Consider the following 25,098-nt stretch of genomic DNA (forward strand, 5'->3'; position numbering starts at 1 on the left):
AATGACCATCGCAATTAAAAACCAAGGGAAACGAAGTTGTTGACTACCGATGTAACGAAGTCCGAACAAAAGCCCAGCGTCTTGTCGCTGGAACCTAACGATGTTCAACGTCTAGCAAACCTTTGCGGACCCTTCGATCAGCATTTACGTCTGATTGAAAAGCGACTAAATGTTGCGATCCACAATCGCGGCAACCAGTTTTCTATCTACGGAAAGTCAGATGCAGCTGAAGTGGCTCAGGCGTTTTTGCAGGATGTCTTCAAGCAGACAGAAAACGACACCATTACCGCTGAAATGATTCACGTCCAGCTTCGCCACGCCGGTCACGAACATGCACCAGACAAGTCAACGGATAGCGTGAACGACATTCCGGTTATTCGCACCAAAAAGGAAATGATCAAGCCACGCGGCCTCAACCAGCAGAAGTACGTTCAGTCGGTCCGCCGCTATGATATTAATTTTGGCTTAGGGCCTGCGGGAACCGGCAAAACTTATCTTGCTGTGGCGTTGGCGGTAGAGGCTCTGCTCAACAACGAAGTAGAACGAATCCTCTTAGTTAGACCAGCCGTTGAGGCCGGTGAAAAGCTCGGCTTCCTTCCTGGTGATTTAGCACAGAAGATTGATCCATATCTTCGTCCGCTCTATGACGCGCTCTATGAGATGCTCGGTGTCGAAACCGTTAATAAACTCATCGAACGCCAAGTCATTGAAATTGCGCCACTCGCCTACATGCGCGGCCGAACGCTAAACAGTTCTTATATTATTCTGGATGAGTCACAGAACACGACACGCGCCCAGATGAAAATGTTCTTAACTCGTATTGGTTTTGGCTCAACCGCCGTTATCACGGGTGATATGTCTCAGATTGACTTACCGCGTGGTACTCAATCGGGCCTAGTTCATGTAAGCCGCGTTCTTCGCGATATTGACGGTATTAGTTTTACCTATTTTGCCTCCGCGGACGTGGTTCGACACCCATTGGTGCAACGTATCGTCGATGCGTACGATGAGTTTGAGGCGAATGACCCAAGCGAGCAGTCGAAACTCAATGAGCGCTGAAATCACCGTTGACATCGACAACGTAGATGGCCTTCCAGCACCTTGTTCGAAGGATTTTCATCGATGGGTAGCCGCAGCGCTGCAAGAACACCGAAGCGATTCGGAGGTCAGCATTCGTATTGTTGACCGCGTCGAAAGTCAGACTCTCAACTGTCAGTATCGTGGTAAGAACAAGCCTACTAATGTGTTGTCTTTTCCCACTGACTTTCCAGCGGGAGTGGAGCTACCACTACTGGGCGATCTCGTTATTTGCCAGCCGGTAGTAGCTGAAGAAGCCGCTGAGCAGCACAAATTGCTCAGTGCGCACTGGGCACATCTCACAATACATGGTACCTTGCATTTACTGGGCTATGATCATTTAGAAGACGCAGAAGCCAATCTTATGGAAGCCATGGAAACCAAAATTTTAACCACAATGGGGTATCCTCCCCCTTACGAAACAGCAAATGGAGATGAAGACTCGCTATGAGCGAAGACCGATCGAGCAGTTCCTCACAGGAGAAATCTTGGGTTGAGAAGGTCGCTGGTTTATTTTCGAATGAACCACGATCACGTGAGGAGCTGGTAGATGTGCTGCAAAACGCACACGAAAACAAACTTCTCAACCGCGAAGCTCTCGACATCATGGAAGGTGCGCTTGGCGTATCCGACGAACAGGTGCGAGATATCATGATCCCTCGCTCACAGATGGTCGTCATACACTACAGTGATTCGTTCAAGGACATCTGTAATATCGTAATGGAATCGGCCCACTCCCGCTTCCCTGTCGTCGGCGATAGTAACGACGATATCAAAGGCCTACTACTTGCCAAGGACTTGCTCCCCGTCGCGCTGGAAGATCATAGTAATTTCTCTGTCGCCGATATTCTCCGCAAGGTTAACCTAGTTCCCGAATCAAAGCGCCTGAACATCCTGCTAAGCGAGTTCCGCGAGGACCGTCAGCATATGGCGGTGGTCGTTGACGAATACGGCGGTGTTGCTGGACTCGTTACCATTGAGGACGTACTCGAAGAGATCGTTGGTGAAATCGAGGATGAAACTGATGACGATCACGATGATGACACTTTTATTCGCAAGATGCCTAATGGCAGCTATGTCGCGCAAGCCCTCACACCTATTGATGAATTCAATGAAGTCGCTCAGAGCGAATTCTCTGATGAGGAATTCGATACGATTGGCGGTTTAGCAATGCAAGCGTTTGGCCACCTGCCAAACCGCGGCGAAACCACACTTATTGAAGGCTATTCCTTTGAAATTTTAAACGCCGATAGCCGACAAATTCATCTATTGCGCGTCACTCCACCAAAGGAATAGCCTGAGCCTATGCGTGAACAGGTGAATCAATGGGGCGGTATCATTTTATTTTGTTTGGGTGCGCTGGCGATATTAAGCTTCGCACCCTTCAACTTATGGCCGCTCTGGTTTGCCATCATTCCGGCACTTCTCACCGTCATCGAATACAGCCCCAAGGCAAAACAAGCCAGACGTCTCTATGGCTTCGCGCTGGGCTATTGGCTATTCGGGGTGGGTTGGATCCATCATAGTATTTATAATTTTGGCAACCTACCCTGGGCGCTTAGTGCCCTCGCAACACTGGCTTTTTGCGCCTTTATGGCTTTGTTATGGTGGCTCCCCTTTCTCGCTTGGTTGCGAATACGCTCGCGTAAACTGAGTATTCAGTTGCTAAGTTTTCCCAGCATTTGGGTTCTGGGCGAATGGAGCCGAGAATGGGTTCTCACCGGCTTCCCATGGTTACAAACTGGACATGGATTTATCGATTCGCCGTTTGCCGGATTTGCAACCATTGGCGGCACGCTTCTTGTTTCCTGGGTGATTATCTTTCTGGCCACGTTGCTAAGTCATTGGCTACGTTATCCCAAGCAAACCGGCGCGATTGGTTTTTTTGGCGCGCTGCTAATTTTTGCTTCGCTAGGTTGGCAATTGAAGCAAGTCCCCTGGACGCAGCCGGACGGTGAGCCAATGCCATTCACCGTGATACAACCCAATATTGACCAAGATATAAAATGGCTACCGCAATATCGTGAGCAAATTGTCAACCAACTCTGGCAACTGACTCGTCGAGACCCTCCTAACGGCGTGGTTTTTTGGCCCGAGGCAGCCCTACCTATTATCGCCGGCGAGAACTCACCGCTACTCGCTCAGTTAAATGATTTAGCAGCCACCCAAAATCTACATATTTTAGGCGGCGTGCCTACCCGTCGCTCGGTCGACGGCCACTTTGCGATCCGCAACTCAATCGTTGCGATTGGTGACTCTAGCGGCGTCTATGACAAACAGCAGCTCGTTCCCTTCGGTGAATACATTCCACTCATCGATTTTCTTGGGCCCATCTTCCACCTGTTCGACTTACCGGTAGGTTCACAGGCCGCGGGTAGCGCTCTGCAACAACCGATTACCATTAACGGTCGAAAGGTAACGCCTGCGGTTTGCTACGAAGTGGCCTATGGCAGTTTGATGGCAGCCTCAAGCCGCACTAGTCAGTTTTTAAGCAACCACAGTAACGATACTTGGTTCGGTGACACACTTGGTCCAATTCAACACTTTGAAATCGCACGCTGGCGAACCATTGAGACCAATCGCCCCATGGTAAGGGTTACTAACAATGGCATCTCTGCACTGATTAACCGCTACGGTGTCGTGGAAGTGAGTGCTGAACGTTTTGTTGCAACACGCTTCGACGGAACCCTTCAACCACGTAAAGGTACAACCCCGTTTCAATATTGGCTAAACACCCCGCTAATCACCCTTTGTTTTCTAATACTGGTCATCGCCCTCTCTATTCACCGCAGAATAAAATAGTGACCGAATAGTCACTTTTACATCACTTAAAACCTCAATTTCTCATGACAAGCCGATACAAATGTGGCAACGTATCAGTTAAGTCTATACAGACTAACTAATAATTATAATGAATCGCTTGTTAGGGAAATAAAAATGATAAAGTCCTCGAAGCCGACTACTCGTCTTTCAGTTCTGGCTGCTGCCATCTGCTTAGCGAATGTTGCTCACTCAGCTGTCCTTGAAGAAGTACTTGTTACCGCCCAGAAACGTGAACAGAGCTTGCAGGAAGTTCCTGTAGCTGTGACCGTAATCTCGGGTGAAGCGCTCCAAGAGAGTGTTATCAAAGACGTTTTCGATTTACAAACTAACGTACCGGGCTTAATCGCGGGTATGAACCAAACGGCCAACACTGCAAACTTCTCTATTCGCGGCGTGGGCACCTCAAGTCAGAACTACGCGCTTGAGTCGTCTGTCGGCCTTTACATCGACGGTGTCTATCGTGCGCGTCAAAGTTCGATGATCAACGAGATGGTTGATTTAGAAGCGGTTGAAGTTCTTAAGGGGCCTCAGGGTACCCTCTTCGGCAAGAACACCCCTTCGGGTGCAATCCTATTCCGTTCAGCCAAGCCAACCCATGATGGTGATGGTTATGTGAACGTGAACGTTGGCAACTACGGCCTAACTAATGTCCAGTTAGCGAAGTCTATCTCCGCGATCGACGATGAACTTGCTTTTCGTATAACGGGCTTCAGCTCAGAACGCGATGGGTTTGGTAACCTCGTTAATCTTGATCAAGACATTAACAATCGAAACCGCTGGGGTCTTCGTTTTCAGGCACTTTGGGAGCCTTCGGATGATCTAAGTGTTCGTTTCATTGGCGATCATGCAGAACTTGATGAAATATGCTGCGTGGCACCAACAATCTTAAATAGCTTTTACACGACGGCCAGCGGCACTCCAGAGTTCGGCCCTGATGCGCTATTTCAATCACTTGGCGGTACCGTTCTAAATGACGACGATTTCTATAATCGTGAAATGTCATCGAATATTGTACCAACCTCTACCGTGATCGATTCCGGCTACTCGCTAGAAGTGAATTACGATCTTAGTGAGAGTCTATCACTGACATCGGTTACTGCCCTGCGCAGTTTCGACTCGGGCGATGAAATTGACTCAGACTTTTCTGATGTTCGTATCATTACCACTATCAATGACGCAGAGAGCGAATCCTTCTCGCAAGAATTCCGCCTAACATACCAAAGTGACAATCTGACAGCAGTAGGTGGTTTATATTACTACGAGCAAGAAGCCGATCTTCACTATGAACTTAACGGCTATGACCAACTCGAGCCCTATGCGGTTACAGCGTTAGGTTTAGATGCATTTATCGGTGGTATTGATGCCATTGCAGCGCAGCTAGCTGGTACTCCTTTTGCGCCGTTATTCCCAGGTGCAGCTTCACCATTCTTTGATGAATTTAGCGCCCAGCACGATGCGTTGCAGGAGCAGAGCTCCTATGCGGTATTTGGTCAGATGGATTATTCCTTCACTGACTCATTGATTTTGACCGCTGGTGTTCGTTTCACTAAGGAAGACAAGGACCTCAACACCACGTATTACGAACTTGATGGTGGTGAAGAAGTTATGTGGGGCCCAGCAACTAGCTTAGCGCAAATAGGCTCTGCAGGTGCCGATTTACCGGCACTTGGCTACGCACTCGCCACTGGCGATACCGCTACTGCACTTCAGTTGATGCCTCAGTACCAGCCATACTTCTCTGAGGGCTGGGCTCACTATGCCTTAGCAGTACTTGCTCCGCGCCCCGACGTCACTGCTAGCCTCTCCGATGAGCAGGTCACTGGTAGTGTCAAATTATCATTCCTACCGGATGATAACACGCTGATCTATGCGTCGGCGGGAACGGGCTATAAATCAGGCGGTACCAACACTGATCGTATCGATGCAGCGTTCGATCCAGTATTTGATGCAGAAACTTCCATCACCTACGAGTTAGGTCTTAAACGTGACTTTGATAGTATCGGCATGCGTGTGAACGCCGCGCTATTCGCGAGCACCGTTGATGACTTCCAGGCCAACGCATTTACGGGTACTGGCTTCAACCTTCAGAACGCCGGACAGCTAGAAACATCTGGTGGTGAAATTGAAGTACTTTGGGCGGTGACTGATATGCTCACGGCGAACCTTGGTTATGCCTACACCGATGCTAGCTTCAAAGACTTTAAGCAGGGTAACTGCTGGGTTGCAACGCCATGGCAGACTGGAATGGCCGATCCAGGTAATTCAGGTCAAGGTTTCTGTGATCGTACCGGTGACAGACTGTCTAACGTACCTGAGCACGACGCAGTATTCGGTTTAAATCAAGGCTTCAATCTAAGTTCAGGTATTGAAGGCTTCGTACAAGCTGAGTATGTTTATCGCTCTGAAACAATGACTGACCAAAACAACGATCCGCTTAAGGCACAGGATGCTTATAGCAGCATCAATGCTCGCGCAGGAATTAGCTTCATCGAAGCTGATGTTGATGTGATTTTCTGGGGCCGTAACATTACGGATGAAGAATACCACGCAACAGTCTTCGATGTTCCACTGCAAGATGGCACGCTCAAAGCCTACCCAGGCGAGCCGGCTACTTACGGTGTGAGTATTCAGAAGAACTTCTAATTTCTGTTTTGCATACTCTAAAGCCGAGACATTTGTCTCGGCTTTTTTGTTTTCTCTGTGCTTAAATATTACTCCACAATACCTAGACTGCTAGGGTTGTTGGCTCTTGAGAACTTCATGGTAGTAGTATGATTCGAATTTTAGTTGTAAGCCTTATCAGCATGTTTTCGGCCTGTGACTCGTCATCGATCAAGACGAGTATCGAGCCAAATTTCTCCGTGATCCAAGTTAACAACGCCAGTACCCCCAATTTATTCAGTGATGAGCAAGGTGGCTTATTAAGTTACCAACGCACTTCCCAAGCTGAGACCGAACTCGTCGTCGCCCATATCGACCACCGAGGCGCTTTGACTGAGCAAGTAGTCGCCCAAGGCAATGACTGGTTCGTCAACTGGGCTGATTTCCCCGCCATATCCCGTAACGGCAACCATATTGTCACCTGGTACCTAAAAAAACATGATGAAGGTACCTACAGTTATAATATTTGGCTGGTTCAATCGTTCGACAATGGTGCTACGTGGCAGCCCCCCACTCAACTCAACAATGATAATTCCGGCGGCGAGCACGGCTTTGCTGACATTATTCCGCTGGGTGATTCATTTCTGATTAGCTGGCTGGATGGACGTAACACCATTGGACACCACGGTGCTCATGGCGGAGCCATGATGGTCAACTGGGCAATTATCAATGCAGATGGTAGCGTGCACTCAAATGAAACGCTCGACAGCCGAAGTTGCGACTGTTGTCATACGGCTTTAGCATCGGTGGGTGGAGCGCCAATGCTAGCCTATCGTGATCGTTCAGAAGAGGAAGTTCGCGACATTGCTATTTCTCGCTGGAATGGAGCGAAATTTACTGAGTCCGCACCGTGGCATGAAGATAACTGGCAGATTAGCGGCTGCCCAGTTAATGGCCCCAGTGTCATAGACCGCCAGGGTAAAGCGGCCTTAGCCTGGTATACCCAAGCTAAAGGCAACGCTGAGTTGAAGTTTAAAGTGGCTGGCTCTGCGCCGATAACGCTATCCAACACTACGTTGGGAAGAATTGATGCACTGCAGTATGGTCGCTACAGTTTTATCAGCCACCTGAGCAGTACAACCGATTCTGGGTCGACCGTGAAAATTATTCGCCTCGACTCGACTGATCTTTCCGCTACCGCTAACACATTCCGTATTACTGCTTCGTCAGCACAGCGCTCCTCAGGCGTCCCTAGAATGGCGATCATTAATGATCAACTTTGGATTGCGGTCACTCGTGACGAAGGCATCGCTCTTTATCATTCCAGTGAGGCATTACGCTGAAGCAGTACGCTGTGGCTTTGGTCATCAAAGCCCTGGCGTAACACTGAGCTCATTGACCTACAACGAAATCGATTAAATGTCAGCACACCACTCACGTTCGAAATTTAAAGCAAGTTCGAACTAGCCTTATCGTTCCTAAAGGCTAGCAGTTGGTCTTAGCGGCTAATCCTCAACCCGCCGATCTACGGGTCTTCACCCACAGAATGACGAATTACTGAGTTTATTGCCGTTTATGCTAAAAAGTAATGCATTCGCAGTACACCTTGCTATCACTCAGTTATAGCTTTGAATTTATAAAAATCATTTTGCTTAAAGGCTTGAAAGACCTAGATTTTTATATATTATGAAGCTGTAAACATCAAAATATTTTGATATATCAATATTTATTAATTCAAGGGTCAGTCATGTTTCAAGGTGCACACGAACTCCGAGCTCAACGCCAAGCCACATCATCACGTCCGGTGCCAAAGGTGTCCTTTGAATTCTTTCCGCCCAGTACACCGGCTATTGAAGAAACGCTGTGGAAAAGTGTGGCACGATTAAAGACGCTCGCTCCTGAATTTGTATCAGTCACCTACGGTGCCGACGGTTCAACACGAGACAACACTCATCGCGTTATTAAAGCCTTAGGCGAACAGACGGCTATTCCAACAATGCCTCACCTAACATGTGTCGATGCTTCTCGAAGCGAAGTCGACGAAGTGGCTGATAGCTATTGGAAAATGGGAGTGAAAAGCATCATGGCACTTCGAGGCGATCCAGCCTCTGGCGCGGGCAGCGTTTATACGCCAAAGCCCGACGGCTACCACTATGCGGCCGACCTCGTAGCGGGCCTCAAACGCCAACATGACTTTCGTATCGGCGTGGCCGCCTATCCGGAAACACATCCCGAAGCTCCTAGCGCACATTTCGACATCGACAACTTAAAGCGCAAGTTTGATGCGGGTGCCGACTTTGCGATTAGCCAGTTCTTCTTCTCTACTGAGGCCTATCTGCGCTTCAGAGACCGATGCGTCCTAGCTGGTATTGATAAGCCAATCATTCCAGGGATTCTCCCAGTAACCAACTTCAATACCCTTAAGCGGTTCGCGGGGGCCTGTGGTACCGATCTTCCCAAGTGGCTGAGCGATAGCTTCGAAGGCTTAGATAATGACGCGGAGACCCGACAGTTGATTGCTGCCAATATTGCAATAGAGCAAGTGCTCGCACTTCAAAACGAAGGCGTTAATGACTTCCACTTCTATACTTTGAACCGCGCAGAACTCTGCTACGCTGTATGTCACTCATTGGGCATTCGCCCTGCTGTCGAGATGGTTTGAGGTAATATAGGAATGTTAGATCAAGCAGTAAAAGATCGAATTCTACTTTTAGATGGAGCCATGGGCACCATGATCCAGGGCTACCAACTGGCGGAAGCAGATTACCGTGGCAGCCGCTTTGCGAATTGGCCCTGTGACCTGAAGGGCAATAATGACCTACTCAGTCTCACACAACCTAGTATCATTGAGTCCATCCACCGCCAATACCTTGAGGCGGGAGCAGATATAATCTGCACCAATACCTTTAATGCTAACTCGCCATCCATGGCGGACTACGAGATGGCCGAACTGGTCAATGAATTAAACCGTGAGAGCGCTCTCTTAGCTCGCCGCGTTGCCGATGAGATAACTGCCAGCTCGGGCACCCAGCGCTATGTGGTTGGGGTACTTGGCCCAACTAATCGCACCGCCTCCTTAAGTCCCGACGTCAATGACCCTGGTGCTCGTAGCATCACCTTCGACCAACTCGTCAACACCTACAAAGATGCAACTAAATCGCTGCTAGAAGGTGGCGTAGACGCAATCATGATTGAAACCATCTTCGATACACTCAATGCCAAGGCAGCAATTTTTGCCATAGATACCGTGGCAGAAGAGCTGGATCGGAACATTTCCATTATGATCTCCGGAACTATTACCGATGCCTCCGGCAGAACGTTATCGGGACAAACTGTGGAGGCATTCTGGCACTCCGTTAAGCACGCCAAACCGCTATCTATAGGATTGAACTGTGCGCTCGGCGCGGAGGAATTGCGGCCGCATATTAAGGCCTTAGCCGATATTGCCGACTGCGCGATTTCTGCCCACCCCAACGCCGGCCTTCCCAACCAATTCGGAGAATACGACCAGACAGCTGAGGAAATGGCAGAGCTCGTGGGCGAGTTTGCCGCGCAAGGGTGGTTGAACATTGTCGGCGGTTGCTGCGGCACCACACCTCATCATATTTCGGCCTTAGCTGAAGTGATGGTCAACCACAAGGCGCGGATTGACTTTGCGGACAACAGCTATCTCGGACTGAGCGGTCTGGAACCCTTAGCAGTCCGAGAAGACAGCCTATTCGTTAACGTAGGTGAACGAACCAACGTGACCGGTTCAGCTATCTTTAGACGACTGATTGAAGCCCAAGACTATGACTCCGCGTTAGAGGTTGCAAAGCAGCAAGTTGAGAATGGTGCCCAGATCATTGATATTAATATGGATGAAGGAATGCTGGACTCCGAAGCCGCCATGGTTCGCTTCCTCAACCTAGCAATGGCCGAGCCAGACATCGCGAAAGTTCCCATCATGATCGACTCGAGTAAATGGGAGATTATCGAGTCCGGCTTGAAATGCCTTCAAGGTAAAAGCATCGTTAATTCGATATCACTTAAGGAAGGCGAAGCGAGTTTCTTGGAGCAAGCTAAGTTGGCGCGCCGCTATGGTGCAGCGGTGGTCGTCATGGCCTTTGACGAGCAGGGTCAAGCGGAGACGCTCGCGCGTAAAGTAGAGATCTGCAAGCGCGCTTACCAATTACTTACTCAAGAGGTTGGGCTTCCCGGCTACGACATCATCTTCGATCCCAATATTTTCGCCGTGGCGACGGGTATAGAGGAACATAACGACTACGCGATCTCATTCATCGAAAGCTGCGCGGCTATCAAGCAGAGCTGCCCTGGTGCCAAGATCTCTGGTGGCCTGTCCAATGTGAGCTTTAGCTTTCGCGGGAATAACTTTGTTCGCGAAGCCATGCATTCCGTCTTTCTCTACCACGCTATTGCCAAGGGCATGGATATGGGGATCGTGAATGCTGGCCAGCTTGCGATCTATGATGACCTTGATTCAGAACTCAGAGAGTTAGTTGAAGACGTTATCCTAAATCGACGGGATGATGCCACGGATCGACTCATTGACGCAGCGCCGAAGTGGTCAGGACAATCGAATCAATCACAACACACTACGGACCTTAGTTGGCGAGAGCTACCGGTCAAAGAGCGGCTTAGTCATGCCTTGGTTAAGGGTATTGATCAGTTTGTGGTGGAAGACACCGAAGAAGCAAGGTTGCTCAGTGATCGGCCACTTGACGTGATTGAAGGTCCCCTGATGGATGGAATGAACCGAGTGGGCGACTTATTCGGCGATGGCAAAATGTTCCTACCACAGGTAGTTAAATCTGCCCGAGTAATGAAGCGTGCCGTCGCTCACCTCATTCCGTTCATCGAAGCACAGAAGGAAGCCGGTGGCTCCCACACTGCTGGCACCATCATCATGGCGACCGTTAAGGGCGACGTCCACGACATCGGCAAGAATATTGTTGGCGTGGTGTTGCAATGTAATGGCTTTGAGGTAATTGATCTAGGCGTGATGGTGAGTTGCGAAGCGATACTCGCCGCAGCGGACGAGCATCAAGCAGATCTTATTGGCCTGTCGGGCCTAATTACCCCTTCGCTTGACGAGATGGTCCACGTAGCCAGTGAAATGGAACGTCGCGGTGATCAGCGCCCCCTACTCATCGGCGGCGCCACTACCAGTCCAGCACATACCGCCGTTAAGATTGCGCCACAATACACCGGAGTAGCAACCTACGTAAAAGATGCGTCCCGTGCGGTAGGCGTGGCTCAGTCACTTCTTGGCGCCCAGTCTTCAACGGTCATTGAAAAGATTCGTCACGACCAGGAACTAAAACGCAACGCGCATGCTAACCGTCGCCAAACAAAATTAGATGGTTACTCTCAGGCGCTAGCACGGCGCACGGCACTGGATTTCACCGATGTTGAATCTCGACGTCCTAATGAACTTGGAACGCAACTTTTAACCCCCTCACTTGAAGAGCTACTTGAATTCTTCGATTGGATGCCCTTCTTTAATGCTTGGGAATTTAACGGGCGCTTTCCTGATATCCTCAATGACCCCATCAAGGGCCCAGAGGCCACAAAATTATTCAACGATGCGCAGCGCCTGCTAGCAATTATGGTTGAAGACAAGTGGTTAAAGCCGCGAGGGGTAGTAGGTCTATTTCAAGCCGAATCAGATGGCGAAAAAATTGCAATTAACCATGGCGAGAGGGTTATTGAATTACCCTGCTTGAGACAGCAAAAGATTATCCCGGGTAAACCGTCACTCTCGCTTGCTGATTATATTGCCCCGGCAGGATACCAAGACACTATTGGTGCCTTTGCTGTCACCGCTGGCGATGAAATCAAGCCCTACGTTGCCGCCTTTGAAGCGGAGCACGACGACTATAGTGCAATCATTGTTAAGGTTCTCGCAGATCGCTTCGCGGAGGCGTTTGCTGAGTGGATGCATCGCGAAGTACGAACACGTATTTGGGGTTATGCCGCTAGCGAGTCACTCAACAACGAGGCCTTAATTCGCGAGCAATACCAAGGTATCAGGCCAGCACCAGGTTATCCAAGTTGCCCCGACCACAGGGCGAAGTTATTAATTTGGGACTTATTAGATGTGGAAGCCCAAACGGGGATCACCCTGACGGAGTCATTGGCAATGGAGCCAGTCTCATCGGTATCAGGTTGGTACTTTAGTCATCCCGATGCGCGGTACTTTACCTTAGGTCCCATCGCAGAGGATCAATTAGCTCGCTACACTGAGCTTCAGGGCGAATCCATTATTGAAGACAAAAGGTGGCTTCAAAGCATTTTAAGTTAACTTTAATCAACATGAGTTAATTTAAATAGAATTGACTTGGCGCAGATGAAACTATAGTCTAGACAAATAATTATAGGAGTAGTTTATATGTCTAGTGAAAATGGATTCTTCGCCAACGTCTCTCAAGTCATCGCTCAACCCGTGCAGTTCTCGGCCAATTTCTTTACCGAAAAGAAAGGAATCGTTTTACCACTGTTGCTTATCATAGCTAGTGTTGTAGCCGCACAAGTTGTTTACTTTTCTTCTATTACGATGGAAGATTTTATCGCTTTCAGTCTTCGTGGCATTCCTGTCGAGGGCTATGATGAAGCTGCGGCTGGCATGCGCATGATGTCACTGAACACGATGATGCTCATTACCGCGGTAAGCGCCGCGATCATCATTCCGGTCATCAGCGCGCTGATCAGTGTATATTATCTCATTATCAACCGTGTTTCTGGTACTCCCCAACAGAGTTATGGCACTTGGTTTGCCATGTCGATGTGGGCATCCGTTCCCATGGTCTTCGTCCAAATCGGCGCCATCGTTAACGTCTTTATTTCCGCCCCGGGATCACTCGCTCCAGAGCAACTATCACTCACAACGGTTAACGCTCTTATCATGGGCCGCGAATTCGGCGAACCCCTCTATCAAATGTTTAGTCAGTTTGATCTGCTATCTATTTGGAGCATCGCGATTATCAGTCTAATCCTTATGGCTAATAAGCATCGTCCAGCTAGTGCGGTTATTTTTGCCGCTCTACCCACGGTACTTATGCTATCTGCTACTGCCGTATTCGGGGGCTAAGCATTGAAAAATTGGCTAATTATCGCCGCGGTCATTGTGGCAGTGATCTCACTCGCGTACTTCAAAAAGAGTGATACAGGAACTTCAAAGGAGGTCGAATTCACCTCCGTGATTCGTGGTTCCGTTGATACCAGCGTCATCGCATCCGGCGCTCTGGTGTTCCGCAACGAAGTGAAACTAACTTCCGAGGTGATCGGTAAGGTTATTGAGCTCAACGTTGAGGAAGGCGACACAGTTGACGAAGGCGATATCCTGCTCCGTTTGGATCCCGAACAATTCCAAGCGGAGGTTGATCAGCAAAACGCTAACGTCCGCTTACAGGAAATTGCGATTGAGCGTCAACAGAATGAAATTGCCAATCTCCAAAGTCGCTGGTCGAGGCAAAAATCTCTCTACGACTCCGGTCTAATTGATGTAGAAGGTTTCGAAGCCATCGATCATGCCTTAGCCTTGGCTCAGCTTGATCTCGCCTCGCGGGAGCAGGCACTAAGCCAAGCCAATGCGCTACGCGATAAAGCGAATGAGTATCTTCGCAAGACGATTATTCGGGCGCCGATCACCGGCGTAGTTACCGCCCTGGATATCAAAGTTGGTGAAACTGTTATTTCAGGTACCACAAACATTGTTGGTTCCTCAATGATGACCATTGCCAATCAGGATGACATTCTGACCGAAGTCTACGTCGACGAGGCCGACATCGCCGCGCTAGCGGTGGGTCAGCGCGCAGACGTCTTTGCCGTTGCTTTTCCTGATACCGCTATCCTAGGAACCGTGGAGTCCATTGCGAATACCGCTCGGAGTTATCCTGGACGCAATGGCTTGCGATTCAAGGTTAAGATCCGCCTTGAAGACAGTGGCGATCGTTCACTGTTCTCGGGCATGAGCTGTCGTGCAGAGATCTATCAAACTGCTGCGACAAATGCCTTCATTGTGCCGGTAGAGGCGGTTGTGACGGATCTCGAAGGCGACGACAAATCCCATTACGTTTGGTTAGTTGAAAACGGCCTGGCAAAGAAGCAGACCGTTGAGTTAGGTGCCTCATCCGATGAAACCCAAGTTATTCGTTCGGGCCTAAGTGAAGGGCAAGAGATTATTTCCGGTCCATTCCGAATCCTTCTCACCTTAAAAGAAAACGACCCCGTTAGCACGGATGATGTGGAATGAGCGACACACCGGTTATTCAGCTCAATCAAATCGTAAAAAGCTATGAACTAGCCGGTGACACCCTTGATGTGCTGAAGGGCGTAAATCTATCGATTGAGCGCAATGAGTATGTCGCCCTTACCGGTCCTTCGGGATCAGGTAAATCTACCTTAATGAATATACTGGGGTGTCTAGACTCGCCGTCGCAGGGAAACTATCTCCTTGCTGGCGACGACGTTAGTGGCTTAAGTGAAGACGAGCTAGCGGCTGCTAGAAATCAACGTATTGGCTTTATCTTTCAGAGTTTTAACTTACTCCCAAGAATGAGCGCACTCGACAACGTCGCGCAGCCACTGGTTTTTCGAGGCCTAGGTAGAAAGGAACGCCTAAAAATCGCTCATGCTGCACTAGAGCGTGTAGGATTGGGTGACCGAGTAGATCACTTACCCAATCAACTTTCAGGGGGCCAGAGACAGCGGGTAGCGGTGGCTAGAGCACTGGCTGGCGAACCTAATATTTTACTGGCTGATGAGCCCACGGGTAATTTAGATTCTAAAACTACTGAAAGTATTATGGCGCTCTTCGATGAACTCCATGAACAGGGACAAACTATTATTATCGTGACCCACGAACCCGAGATTGCAGCGCATTGCCAACGCGAGATTGTACTCCGAGATGGCGAAGTGGTTAACGACGTTACCAAGGAGCGGAACGATGTTCTTTGAGATACTCCGAGCCGCGTTTCAAGCAGTGAGGGCTAACGTTCTCCGTTCCGTTCTCACCACATTAGGAATTATTGTTGGCGTTGCGTCGACCATTGCCGTCGTAAGTGTCGTTCAGGGGTTCTCCATGAGCATCAGCTCCCAATTTCAATCGTTGGGCAGTAACTCGCTGACGATTGAAGCTTATACCCCCTTCTCCGAGCGGATGCAGGGGCAGTTTTCCCGCCTCGACAACAGTGATCTTGAGGTTGTAAAACAACGCATCGACGGCATATCCTATGTCACTCCTATCCTCTGGGTTTCTAGCGCCGCCGGCGGAGGTATTCGCTATCGGACCAACACCTCTAGCGCCAATATCTTAGGAACAAGTAGTAGCTACATTTTCCTCGATGATTGGTTACCGCAACAGGGTCGTTTCATTGGCTCTACTGACGACGATACCCGTCGAAAAGTCGTTGTGATTGGCGAGAAAGTGCGACAGGATCTCGAACTTCCAGATGACCCGCGAGGCGAATTCATTCAACTCGCTGGTGAATGGTTTAAAGTTGTTGGGATCATGGAAGAACGCGGCGAATTATTAGGATTTAACCAAGATGATGTTGTCTTAGTACCCTACTCCGCCGCCGAATCATTGCTTGGCCGTCAACGCTTCGCGAACATCCAAATTCGTTTACGGGTGACCGATGTCACCCAGCTCGATGCTACCAAGCGAAAGATTGAGCGCCTGTTGCGTCAGCACCGTGATTTAGAGCCGGGTGACGCAAATGACTTTAAGATCTCTACGGCGGACCAACTACTCGAGTCATTCGAATCTGTGACTGACAGTATTACCCTAGTATTGGGCGGTATTGTCGCTATTTCACTCTTAGTGGGTGGGATTGGCATTATGAACATCATGCTGGTTTCCGTTACGGAACGCACCCGGGAAATTGGTATTAACAAGGCTCTGGGCGCAACACGTTCCTTCATCTTGACGCAATTTTTAGCTGAAGCGATTGTCCTCTGTCTCATTGGTGGTTTAATCGGCCTAGGAATTGGCTTCTTATTAGGCTTGGGCGTTGCCGCGATGATTCCAGGCTTCCCCTCTGCAGCCGTGCCGATGTGGGCCATCTGGTTAGCACTTGGTTTTTCAGTTTCAGTGGGAGTGGTGTTCGGCATCGTTCCCGCCGCTAAAGCCGCAAACCTCAGCCCTATCGACGCCCTGCGCTACGAGTAAACTTAGTGGTGGAATTTTTTCCGCCACTAAGCCGCAATTTAGCTGTAAAGCCCGCTAGCATTCATTATAATGATCAGTAACTGTCGATATCGACTCGCGAGAATAAATTGAATGTCTATTGAAGAAAACTATTTACCACAGGCTATCGAGGCCGCGGTACAAACCTACTGGAACGAAACGAACGCCTTCACGGTCACCGAAAAGCCGGAGCAGGAAAAGTTCTACTGCCTATCCATGTTCCCTTACCCAAGCGGTAAACTCCACATGGGGCACGTCCGTAACTACACCTTAGGTGATGTGGTGTCTCGCTACCAGCGTATGCAAGGCAAAAATGTTATGCAGCCTATGGGCTGGGATGCATTCGGCCTACCTGCAGAGAACGCCGCCATTAAACACAATACCGCTCCAGCTAACTGGACCTACAGCAATATCGGCGACATGAAGTCACAGTTCGATCAGCTGGGCTTCGGTTTTGATTGGTCTCGCGAAGTAGCGACTTGCCACCCAGAATACTATCGCTGGGAACAGTGGTTCTTCACGGAACTTTATAAGAAAGATCTCGTCTATAAAAAAACTTCAGCAGTTAACTGGTGCCCTCACGATCAAACCGTTCTCGCTAATGAGCAGGTTATCGACGGTTGCTGCTGGCGTTGCGACACCGCGGTGGAGCGCAAGGAAATTCCACAATGGTTTGTAAAAATCACTGACTATGCCGAAGAGCTACTCAATGATCTAGACCAGCTTGATGGTTGGCCAGAACAGGTCCGCACCATGCAAAAAAACTGGATTGGTCGCTCTCAAGGTGTAGAAATGCATTTTGAATTGGCAGCACCCGTTACTGACATCACTGGCTTCGACATCTACACCACTCGCCCCGACACCGTAATGGGAGTGAGCTACGTTGCGATTGCTGCCGAGCACCCAATTTCTGTCGCGCTTTCAGAGAATAACGCCGAATTAGCGGAATTTAGGGCAGCCTGCAAGGTGCAATCGGTTGCTGAAGCCGACATGGCGACGATGGAAAAACTGGGTTTCAATACTGGAGTGAAGGCGGTTCACCCGCTTACCGGCGATCTAGTGCCCGTATTTGTCGCCAACTTTGTCTTGATGGATTATGGTTCAGGCGCCGTCATGGCAGTGCCTGGACACGATCAACGTGACTGGGAATTTGCTCAGAAGTACAACATTGAAATCAAGCAGGTTGTGGACGCCGAAGGTGACATTAGCGCTGCTGCGATAACCGAGAAAGGCAGCCTTATCAATTCCGGAGAATTCGATGGTTTGGAATCCGATGCTGCCTTTGATGCCATTGCTCAAAAACTTGAAGCGCTAGGAAAAGGAAAGGTTAAGGTCAACTATCGCCTCCGCGATTGGGGCGTATCTCGCCAACGCTATTGGGGTACACCTATCCCAATGATGTATGACGAAAATGGCGCAGAGCAGCCAGTACCTGCCGACCAGCTTCCGGTGGTATTACCTGAAGATGTAGAGATGGACGGTGTCCAATCCCCTATCAAGGCAGATCCTGAATGGGCGAAGGTCTCGGTCAATGGGCAATCCTATACCCGTGAAACGGACACCTTTGATACCTTTATGGAATCATCCTGGTACTACGCCCGCTACTGCTCACCGCGTAGTGACACACAGATGCTTGATCCGAAGGCCGCTAATTACTGGCTGCCTGTAGATCAGTATGTAGGTGGAATCGAACACGCTATCTTGCACTTACTCTACTCTCGCTTCTTCCATAAACTGCTTCGTGATGCAGGCCTTGTTGATAGTGACGAACCGTTTAAGCGCTTGCTCTGTCAGGGCATGGTATTAAAAGACGGTGCCAAGATGTCCAAATCCAAGGGCAACACGGTAGATCCGCAGGCGCTTATTGATCAATACGGCGCCGACACCGTGCGCCTATTCATCATGTTTGCCGCGCCGCCTGAACAATCTCTGGAGTGGTCTGACTCCGGTGTAGAGGGAGCTCATCGCTTCCTGAAGAAGCTCTGGCGTATCGCCCACGCGCATTTGAGCGCCGGTCAAGTTGGCGAGCTGGACGCGAGCAAGTTGTCGACTGAACACAAGGCACTTCGACTTAAGACTCACAGTACCATTGCTAAGGTGAGCGATGACTTCGGCCGTCGACAAACTTTCAATACCGCGATCGCGGCCATCATGGAACTAATGAATGAAGTCGCTAAGCTCGCGGACCGCGAAACGCCATTAGGGTTGGCGGTAGAGCGCGAAGCCATCTCGGCGGCGGTGCAAATGCTAGCGCCTATTGCACCGCACGTTTGCCATACGCTTTGGGAAGCGCTCGGCAATGGCTCAACGTTACTCGATGCGTCTTGGCCTGTGGCCGACGAAGCAGCTATGACTCGCGACTCGATTACCTTGGTCATCCAAGTTAACGGTAAGGTCCGTGCCAAACTTGATGTCCCAGCCGACGCCTCCAAAGAAGCTGTGGAAGCGCTAGCTCTGGCTGATGCGAATGTGCAGAAACATATTGCTGAACAAACTATTCGCAAGGTCATCGTAGTACCCGGTCGTCTTGTTAATTTGGTAGTGGGATAACACTATGGCACTCGAGCGAATCGTTACCCTGTTAGTACTCTCGTTTGCGCTGTCAGCCTGTGGCTGGCAGTTGCGCGGCGATAGTGCCACATTAAATACTGACGGGGAACGAGTTGGCGTAGTCTCTCAAGTCAACAATCCCATCGCCGCCGATTTGCGTGAGCAGTTGACACTGAGCAAGGCTCTAGCTGTTGATGGTAATGAAACCCTTACCATTTCGATTGGACGTATTCGGCAGGAAAAACGCGTCGTCGCAGTCGATCAAATTGGCGAGGCCAGTGTATATCGCATTACCCTATCCACTGAAGTGACGATAACCGATGCCAACGGTGAGACAGTATCTCCGGCTACTCGCATGAGTCAATCGGGTAACTACAACTTCGACAAACGCATCCTCGATGCGATGACGGAGGAAGAACAATCGCTCATTCAGCGCTTAGAGCAGCAACTCGCTCAGGCCATTGCCCGAAAAGCGACGATTTTGGGGAAAAGTCTCTCGCAATGAAAATACAACGTGAGGCGCTAGAGAAAACGTTTCGCGCTCAGCCACACGGGCTCTACTGGATTAGCGGTGACGAACCGCTACTCAATATTGAAAGTGCCGATCTGCTTCGTCGTTTGGCTAAAGATAGCGGGTATTTAGAACGCGAACGCTATGTGATGGAGCATAACAGCGATTGGGAGCCAATCATGGCTTCCGTGGGTACCCTGTCACTCTTTGCCTCACAGAAGTTTATCGATATACAGTTCAATGCTAAATTTAACGACAAGTTTAAAGCCGCTATGGCCTATCTCGTTGAGCAGCGTGATGATCAAACACTCATCGTGTTATCTACCACAAAGGTAGAAGCGAGTGCTACCAAAGCAAAGTGGTTTAACAGCATTGAACAACACGCTACCCATCTACCTATATGGCCGATCAAGTCCGACGAGTTCAAGCAATGGATCGTAACACGACTCGAATCCGAACAGCTCGCTATTGAGGATGACGCACTAGCCATTCTCGCGCAACGAACCGAAGGTAATCTTCTGGCCGCGTCTCAGGAAATCTCAGCGCTCAAGCTACTCGATAGTGATGGTATTCTTACGGCTGAAAAAATTTTAGAGGCCACCGCAGATAGCGCCCGCTATGACGCCTTTCAACTGATTGAACATGCGCTCAAAGGCGATATTTCTGCGGCGATTAGAGCGCTAAATGGGCTACGTGGAGAAGGAACCGAACCCATCATTGTCCTGAGTGCTATCGCGGCCAACATTCGTCAGCTCATGGCGGTGAAAAAACTGTTGGCAGCACGCAGTGCTAACGACGCCGAATTAAAGCGCTTAGGGATATTTTTCAATCGCGTTCACTTAATGCGCGAGGCCGCAAAGCGATTAACGGCAGTATCACTAAAGATGGCTTTGGAATATTGTGCCTCAGCGGATGAAGCTATCAAAACTAGTCAGACCGATTACGCGTGGCACCAACTTGAAAAGTTATCCTTGCTACTCTCCGGCATGATGCCCGAAGAAGTAAGCTAATAGCTCGCATTGCGACCAGCGCGGATTCCGCTCGTTCAGGATGCGCTGTTTATAGATCACCCATACCAGACAGGCACGGCTAGCATCTCGTAGTGCTAATCTTGACTTAGTGTCGCCACCATAACCGCTTTAATCGTATGCAGACGATTCTCCGCCTGATCAAAAACTACGGATTGGCTTCCTTCAAAAACACTATCGGTTACTTCCATCGCATCAATATTGTAGCGCTGCTCTATTGCCTCACCCACTTTGGTCTCAGGGTTGTGGAAGGCTGGCAGGCAGTGAAGGAAGATCGTTCCCGGCTTACCAGTCTTCGCCATTAATTCGTCATTGACCTGATAAGGGAGTAGTAACGGCACGCGTTCATCCCATACCGATTCGGGCTCACCCATGGACACCCACACATCGGTATAAATCACGTCGGCGTCAGCGACCATAGCATCGATATCACTGGAAATCTGTATCTCTGCACCACTTGCTTTAGCTAGCTCTCGACACTCCTCTACTAAACTTTCCTCGGGTTGGCAGCTTTCTGGGGCCGCAATACGGAAGTCTATGCCCAACTTCGCAGCGCCGACCATCAGCGAGTTACCCATGTTGTTTCGCCCATCACCCAAGTAACAGAAAGTAACTTCATTCCATGGTCGATTCAGCTGCTCTTTAATGGTGAGTAGATCCGCCAATATCTGGGTTGGGTGGAATTCATCGGTTAGACCATTCCATACCGGTACCCCGGCGTTATCGGATAGAGTCTCGACAATTGCCTGGCCATGACCACGATACTGAATACCATCGTACATTCGTCCGAGTACGCGAGCTGTATCGGCGACCGTTTCTTTAGCGCCCATATGGCCGCCCTGTGGACCAATAAAGGTAACGTGAGCGCCCTGATCAAAGGCCGCCACCTCGAATGCACAGCGTGTTCGTGTGGAATCCTTTTCAAAGATTAGCGCAATATTCTTGCGTGATAGATGCTGAACTTCACTGCCATCTTTTTTGGCGGCTTTTAGCTCCGCAGCTAAATTCACCAAATCATTAATTTCTGACGAGCTAAAATCCAGTAATTTCAAAAACGAGCGTCCGTGTAAACCTAGCATATTCCACCTAGTAAAATTCGTTGCCAATAGTTCATACTAAGAGAGAGAAAGGCAATTGCAAGGCAATCACCACAAAACTTTGTTATAACGTTCACAACGTCTGCTTATGTGCTACTGCCAAGGAGAATAAATGATGTCGCGTGTTTACATTTGGGATAGAGCGGTCAGGCTAAGTCACTGGCTTTTGCCTATCCTATTTGCCACTAGCTGGATCACCGCTGAATTAGCTAAAGATAACTTTGAACTCGTGGACTGGCACTACCGCAGTGGCTATGCATTGATCGGCGTATTGGTATTTAGAGTGGGCTGGGGGATTTGGGGCTCAAGCTATGCCCGATTCCGTTCATGGAGTCTTAATCCTAAAACCGCTTGGGAAGCCCGCTCAGCATTACGTCCGCAGTCATCAAGCCACGGATTCTGGGGCAGTTATATGTCGCTAGCACTGCTTTCGTTGCTGTCCTTTCAGGTCTTCAGCGGACTGTTTAGTTTTGATACCGCTCTCTATGTGGGTGGGCCCTGGTCTGATAGCATCTCTAGTGACTTAGTTTCAACACTAACATCACTGCATCTGCTCAATTTCACCGCTCTGCAAGGTTTAATACTCGTTCACGTCAGCACGATTATTGGCTATCGATTGTTTATGAAGAAGGACTACCTCAGCGCAATGATTACCGGTCACAAGGACGAATCTCTATGTCGCGACGGCAAGCCTACTCAAGGTTTCAGCCTCTTTGGCCTAATTACTGCGCTGGCACTAGCGGGACTGATAGTCGGTGTTGCAAGCGGCCTGGTGATTTCGCCTTAAACCTCAAACAATGCGGCTTAGCGTAGCTTAGGTATTATACGTAGGTGAATTGTAGACTTTTATCGGCTTTGTTACCCTCATTTGGTTCGAACCCATCGCTGCGAGTAGCGGCGATCATATAAATAATAGGAAATCATAATCATGAAGAAAACTGCAATTGGCCTAGCCATGCTAGCGGTAGTTGGCTGTACGGCTAACAGCAACGATAGTGCGATTGAATACCCTGTTACCGCGAAAGGTGATGTAGTGGATACCTATTTTGGTCATCAGGTAGCGGATCCTTACCGCTGGCTAGAAGATGACATGAGTGAAGAGACCGCAAGCTGGGTTCAAGCCGAAAACGAAGTTACCTTCAGCTATCTCAATCAAATTCCATTTCGAGCCCAACTTAAAGATCGTCTTACCGAGCTCTGGAATTACGAAAAAGTAGGCGCTCCATTCACCGAGGGCGACTACACCTACTGGTACCAAAATGATGGCTTACAAAACCAGTATGTACTCTGGCGCCAAAAGGGTGATTCAGAAGCCGAAATCTTCTTAGATCCTAACGAATTCAGTGAAGACGGCACCACTTCATTAGCGCAAGTTAGCTTCTCCGAAGATGGTTCACTCGTTGCCTACTCGATTTCCGAAGGTGGAAGTGACTGGCGGAAGATTATCGTTATTGATGCGGAAACTAAGCAGCCAATTGAAGATACGCTTGTTGACGTCAAGTTCAGCGGTATTTCTTGGTTGAGTAACGAAGGATTCTACTATTCAAGCTACGACAAGCCAGATGGTAGTGAACTTTCGGCAAAAACAGATCAACACAAGCTCTACTACCACCAGCTTGGTACGGAACAGAGCAGCGATCCCGTCATCTTTGGTGGCACTGAAGCTGAAAAGCACCGCTATGTAGGGGGTGGCGTGTCTGATGATAATCGTTTCCTCTTCATCTCAGCGTCGGTTTCTACTTCGGGTAATAAGTTATTTATGCTAGACCTCAGCAATCCTGACGCAGAACTGGTCACGATTTTGGATAACACAGATTCTGACACTTATGTTATCGACAACGATGGTTCTAAGCTTTATTTAGTCACTAACTTAGATGCCCCAAACAAGCGTATTGTAACCGTCGATGCGGCAAATCCTGCGCCTGAAAACTGGGTCGATTTCATCGCCGAGACCGAGCACGTTTTGTCACCATCTACGGGGTCAGGTTATTTCTTTGCGGAATACATGGTTGATGCTATCTCGCAAGTTAAACAGTATGACTATGAAGGTAATTTTGTTCGTGACATCGAGCTACCAGGACTTGGCAGTGTTGGTGGTTTCTCAGCTAAAGATGACGCAACAACCATCTATTACAGCTTCACTAACTACAACACTCCTGGAACAACCTATAGTTTCGAGCCTCATCAGGGAGCGTCTGATGTTTACCGAGCTTCAGGTATTGAATTCGATTCAAGCCAATATGTTTCCGAGCAAGTTTTTTATACCTCCAAGGACGGTACTGAAGTACCTATGATCATCACTCATAAACGTGACATCGAGCTTGATGGAACTAACCCAACGATTCTTTACGGTTACGGTGGATTCAATATCTCTCTGACACCAAGTTTCTCTGTAGCCAACGCTGTTTGGTTAGAGCAAGGTGGTGTTTACGCGGTTGCCAACCTTCGTGGTGGTGGTGAGTACGGTAAAGAGTGGCATGACGCAGGTACTCAGCTGCAAAAGCAGAATGTATTCGATGACTTCATCGCTGCAGCTGAATACCTAGATAGTGCTGGCTACGCCGATGCTGATCATTTGGCCATCCGCGGTGGTTCCAATGGTGGCTTACTAGTGGGTGCGGTGATGACTCAACGGCCTGAGCTTATGAAGGTTGCACTCCCAGCAGTAGGCGTTCTTGATATGCTTCGTTACCACACCTTCACAGCCGGTGCAGGCTGGGCATATGACTACGGCACAGCTGAACAGAGTGAGGAAATGTTCAAGTACCTGCAAGCTTATTCTCCGGTTCATAATGTAGAGGAGGGGATTTCCTACCCGGCCACACTAGTTACCACTGGTGACCATGACGACCGAGTAGTCCCTGCGCACTCTTTCAAGTTTGCGGCGGAGCTTCAAGCTAAGCAAGGCGGCGTCAACCCAGTGTTAATTCGTATTGAGACTAACGCAGGTCATGGCGCTGGGACACCGGTTAGCAAAACGATTGAGCAATATGCTGATATCTTTGGTTTCACCCTCTACAACATGGGCGTTACCGAGTTATCCGCTGAGTAATCGCTAGTCGAGATGCCCAGCTGATAATAGGAAAGAATGACCTACAGCTGGGTAATACTGCGGCGACCAAAACCAAACATAAAAAACCGCCAATAAGGCGGTTTTTTTATGAGCCTGGATTAAGGGTCTCACTATGCGGATAAGTTCAAGAAACGAGACTCAGCCAATCA

18 protein-coding genes are annotated in these 25,098 nt (G+C 49.2%); 17 read left to right on the forward strand and 1 reads right to left on the reverse strand.

The genetic code is table 11. The features are described 5' to 3' along the window. Nucleotides 1–36: 36 nt before the first annotated feature. The 15 genes from Q0698_RS06625 (at nt 37) to holA (ending at nt 20,761) form a co-directional block, all read left to right on the forward strand. Nucleotides 37–1,059 (forward strand): PhoH family protein, encoded by a 1,023-nt coding sequence (locus Q0698_RS06625; protein ID WP_298634974.1) that lies wholly within the window; start codon nt 37–39, stop codon nt 1,057–1,059. After that, on the forward strand, nt 1,049–1,528 hold the full coding sequence (gene ybeY / locus Q0698_RS06630) for an rRNA maturation RNase YbeY (protein ID WP_298634976.1): 480 nt from the start codon (nt 1,049–1,051) through the stop codon (nt 1,526–1,528). Before Q0698_RS06625 ends, ybeY begins: the two co-directional genes overlap by 11 nt. Further along, a complete protein-coding gene (locus Q0698_RS06635) occupies nt 1,525–2,373 on the forward strand; it encodes a transporter associated domain-containing protein (RefSeq protein ID WP_298634978.1) in 849 nt (282 codons plus the stop codon). The genes ybeY and Q0698_RS06635 overlap by 4 nt, the downstream gene beginning before the upstream one ends. A gap of 9 nt (nt 2,374–2,382) precedes the next feature. Continuing rightward, nucleotides 2,383–3,879, forward strand: coding sequence for an apolipoprotein N-acyltransferase (gene lnt, locus Q0698_RS06640; protein ID WP_298634980.1), 1,497 nt, complete (start codon nt 2,383–2,385; stop codon nt 3,877–3,879). Between the two features lie 135 nt (nt 3,880–4,014). Further along, the gene (locus Q0698_RS06645) at nt 4,015–6,543 is read left to right on the forward strand and encodes a TonB-dependent receptor (protein ID WP_298634982.1); all 2,529 of its coding nucleotides are present in this window, start codon (nt 4,015–4,017) and stop codon (nt 6,541–6,543) included. Between the two features lie 128 nt (nt 6,544–6,671). Then, a complete protein-coding gene (locus Q0698_RS06650) occupies nt 6,672–7,844 on the forward strand; it encodes a hypothetical protein (RefSeq protein WP_298634983.1) in 1,173 nt (390 codons plus the stop codon). A gap of 404 nt (nt 7,845–8,248) precedes the next feature. Next, nucleotides 8,249–9,163 (forward strand): methylenetetrahydrofolate reductase, encoded by a 915-nt coding sequence (gene metF / locus Q0698_RS06655; protein ID WP_366140295.1) that lies wholly within the window; start codon nt 8,249–8,251, stop codon nt 9,161–9,163. A 12-nt stretch (nt 9,164–9,175) separates the two neighbouring features. Next, nucleotides 9,176–12,805, forward strand: a complete 3,630-nt coding sequence (gene metH / locus Q0698_RS06660; RefSeq protein ID WP_298634984.1) for a methionine synthase — start codon at nt 9,176–9,178, stop codon at nt 12,803–12,805. Between the two features lie 87 nt (nt 12,806–12,892). Beyond that, nucleotides 12,893–13,591 (forward strand): YIP1 family protein, encoded by a 699-nt coding sequence (locus tag Q0698_RS06665; RefSeq protein WP_298634985.1) that lies wholly within the window; start codon nt 12,893–12,895, stop codon nt 13,589–13,591. Nucleotides 13,592–13,594: 3 nt separating this feature from the next. After that, on the forward strand, nt 13,595–14,755 hold the full coding sequence (locus Q0698_RS06670) for an efflux RND transporter periplasmic adaptor subunit (protein ID WP_298634987.1): 1,161 nt from the start codon (nt 13,595–13,597) through the stop codon (nt 14,753–14,755). Further along, the gene (locus Q0698_RS06675; RefSeq protein ID WP_298634989.1) at nt 14,752–15,459 is read left to right on the forward strand and encodes an ABC transporter ATP-binding protein; all 708 of its coding nucleotides are present in this window, start codon (nt 14,752–14,754) and stop codon (nt 15,457–15,459) included. The genes Q0698_RS06670 and Q0698_RS06675 overlap by 4 nt, the downstream gene beginning before the upstream one ends. Then, the gene (locus Q0698_RS06680) at nt 15,449–16,672 is read left to right on the forward strand and encodes an ABC transporter permease (protein WP_298634991.1); all 1,224 of its coding nucleotides are present in this window, start codon (nt 15,449–15,451) and stop codon (nt 16,670–16,672) included. The genes Q0698_RS06675 and Q0698_RS06680 overlap by 11 nt, the downstream gene beginning before the upstream one ends. Nucleotides 16,673–16,783: 111 nt before the next feature. Then, nucleotides 16,784–19,240, forward strand: a complete 2,457-nt coding sequence (gene leuS / locus Q0698_RS06685; protein WP_298634992.1) for a leucine--tRNA ligase — start codon at nt 16,784–16,786, stop codon at nt 19,238–19,240. Between the two features lie 4 nt (nt 19,241–19,244). After that, complete coding sequence (gene lptE, locus Q0698_RS06690; RefSeq protein ID WP_298634994.1) at nt 19,245–19,745, forward strand: LPS assembly lipoprotein LptE; 501 nt, start codon at nt 19,245–19,247, stop codon at nt 19,743–19,745. Continuing rightward, entirely contained in the window at nt 19,742–20,761 is a 1,020-nt protein-coding gene (gene holA / locus Q0698_RS06695) for a DNA polymerase III subunit delta (RefSeq protein ID WP_298634996.1), read from the forward strand. Before lptE ends, holA begins: the two co-directional genes overlap by 4 nt. Nucleotides 20,762–20,856: 95 nt before the next feature. Here the strand turns inward: holA and argF are convergent, their stop codons facing one another. Then, the gene (gene argF, locus Q0698_RS06700) at nt 20,857–21,858 is read right to left on the reverse strand and encodes an ornithine carbamoyltransferase (RefSeq protein WP_298634998.1); all 1,002 of its coding nucleotides are present in this window, start codon (nt 21,856–21,858) and stop codon (nt 20,857–20,859) included. 130 nt (nt 21,859–21,988) lie between these two features. Here argF and Q0698_RS06705 point away from each other — a divergent pair, with 130 nt between their 5' ends. Continuing rightward, on the forward strand, nt 21,989–22,663 hold the full coding sequence (locus Q0698_RS06705; protein ID WP_298635000.1) for a cytochrome b/b6 domain-containing protein: 675 nt from the start codon (nt 21,989–21,991) through the stop codon (nt 22,661–22,663). Between the two features lie 141 nt (nt 22,664–22,804). Continuing rightward, nucleotides 22,805–24,928: a prolyl oligopeptidase family serine peptidase gene (locus tag Q0698_RS06710; RefSeq protein WP_298635002.1), complete on the forward strand. Its 2,124-nt coding sequence runs from the start codon at nt 22,805–22,807 to the stop codon at nt 24,926–24,928. Nucleotides 24,929–25,098 lie beyond the last annotated feature (170 nt).

The organism is uncultured Umboniibacter sp., assembly GCF_947497555.1.
In the GTDB taxonomy this organism is placed as follows: domain Bacteria; phylum Pseudomonadota; class Gammaproteobacteria; order Pseudomonadales; family DSM-25080; genus Umboniibacter.

Bases quoted from the DNA above. Each gene is read 5' to 3' on its own strand.
- Q0698_RS06665 (WP_298634985.1), top strand. From the start codon at position 12,893: ATGTCTAGTGAAAATGGATTCTTCGCCAACGTCTCTCAAGTCATCGCT.
- lptE (WP_298634994.1), top strand. From the start codon at position 19,245: ATGGCACTCGAGCGAATCGTTACCCTGTTAGTACTCTCGTTTGCGCTG.
- metH (WP_298634984.1), top strand. From the start codon at position 9,176: ATGTTAGATCAAGCAGTAAAAGATCGAATTCTACTTTTAGATGGAGCC.
- holA (WP_298634996.1), top strand. From the start codon at position 19,742: ATGAAAATACAACGTGAGGCGCTAGAGAAAACGTTTCGCGCTCAGCCA.
- Q0698_RS06705 (WP_298635000.1), top strand. From the start codon at position 21,989: ATGATGTCGCGTGTTTACATTTGGGATAGAGCGGTCAGGCTAAGTCAC.
- ybeY (WP_298634976.1), top strand. From the start codon at position 1,049: ATGAGCGCTGAAATCACCGTTGACATCGACAACGTAGATGGCCTTCCA.
- Q0698_RS06635 (WP_298634978.1), top strand. From the start codon at position 1,525: ATGAGCGAAGACCGATCGAGCAGTTCCTCACAGGAGAAATCTTGGGTT.
- Q0698_RS06680 (WP_298634991.1), top strand. From the start codon at position 15,449: ATGTTCTTTGAGATACTCCGAGCCGCGTTTCAAGCAGTGAGGGCTAAC.
- Q0698_RS06645 (WP_298634982.1), top strand. From the start codon at position 4,015: ATGATAAAGTCCTCGAAGCCGACTACTCGTCTTTCAGTTCTGGCTGCT.
- lnt (WP_298634980.1), top strand. From the start codon at position 2,383: ATGCGTGAACAGGTGAATCAATGGGGCGGTATCATTTTATTTTGTTTG.
- argF (WP_298634998.1), bottom strand. From the start codon at position 21,858: ATGCTAGGTTTACACGGACGCTCGTTTTTGAAATTACTGGATTTTAGC.
- Q0698_RS06650 (WP_298634983.1), top strand. From the start codon at position 6,672: ATGATTCGAATTTTAGTTGTAAGCCTTATCAGCATGTTTTCGGCCTGT.
- metF (WP_366140295.1), top strand. From the start codon at position 8,249: ATGTTTCAAGGTGCACACGAACTCCGAGCTCAACGCCAAGCCACATCA.
- Q0698_RS06675 (WP_298634989.1), top strand. From the start codon at position 14,752: ATGAGCGACACACCGGTTATTCAGCTCAATCAAATCGTAAAAAGCTAT.
- Q0698_RS06710 (WP_298635002.1), top strand. From the start codon at position 22,805: ATGAAGAAAACTGCAATTGGCCTAGCCATGCTAGCGGTAGTTGGCTGT.
- leuS (WP_298634992.1), top strand. From the start codon at position 16,784: ATGTCTATTGAAGAAAACTATTTACCACAGGCTATCGAGGCCGCGGTA.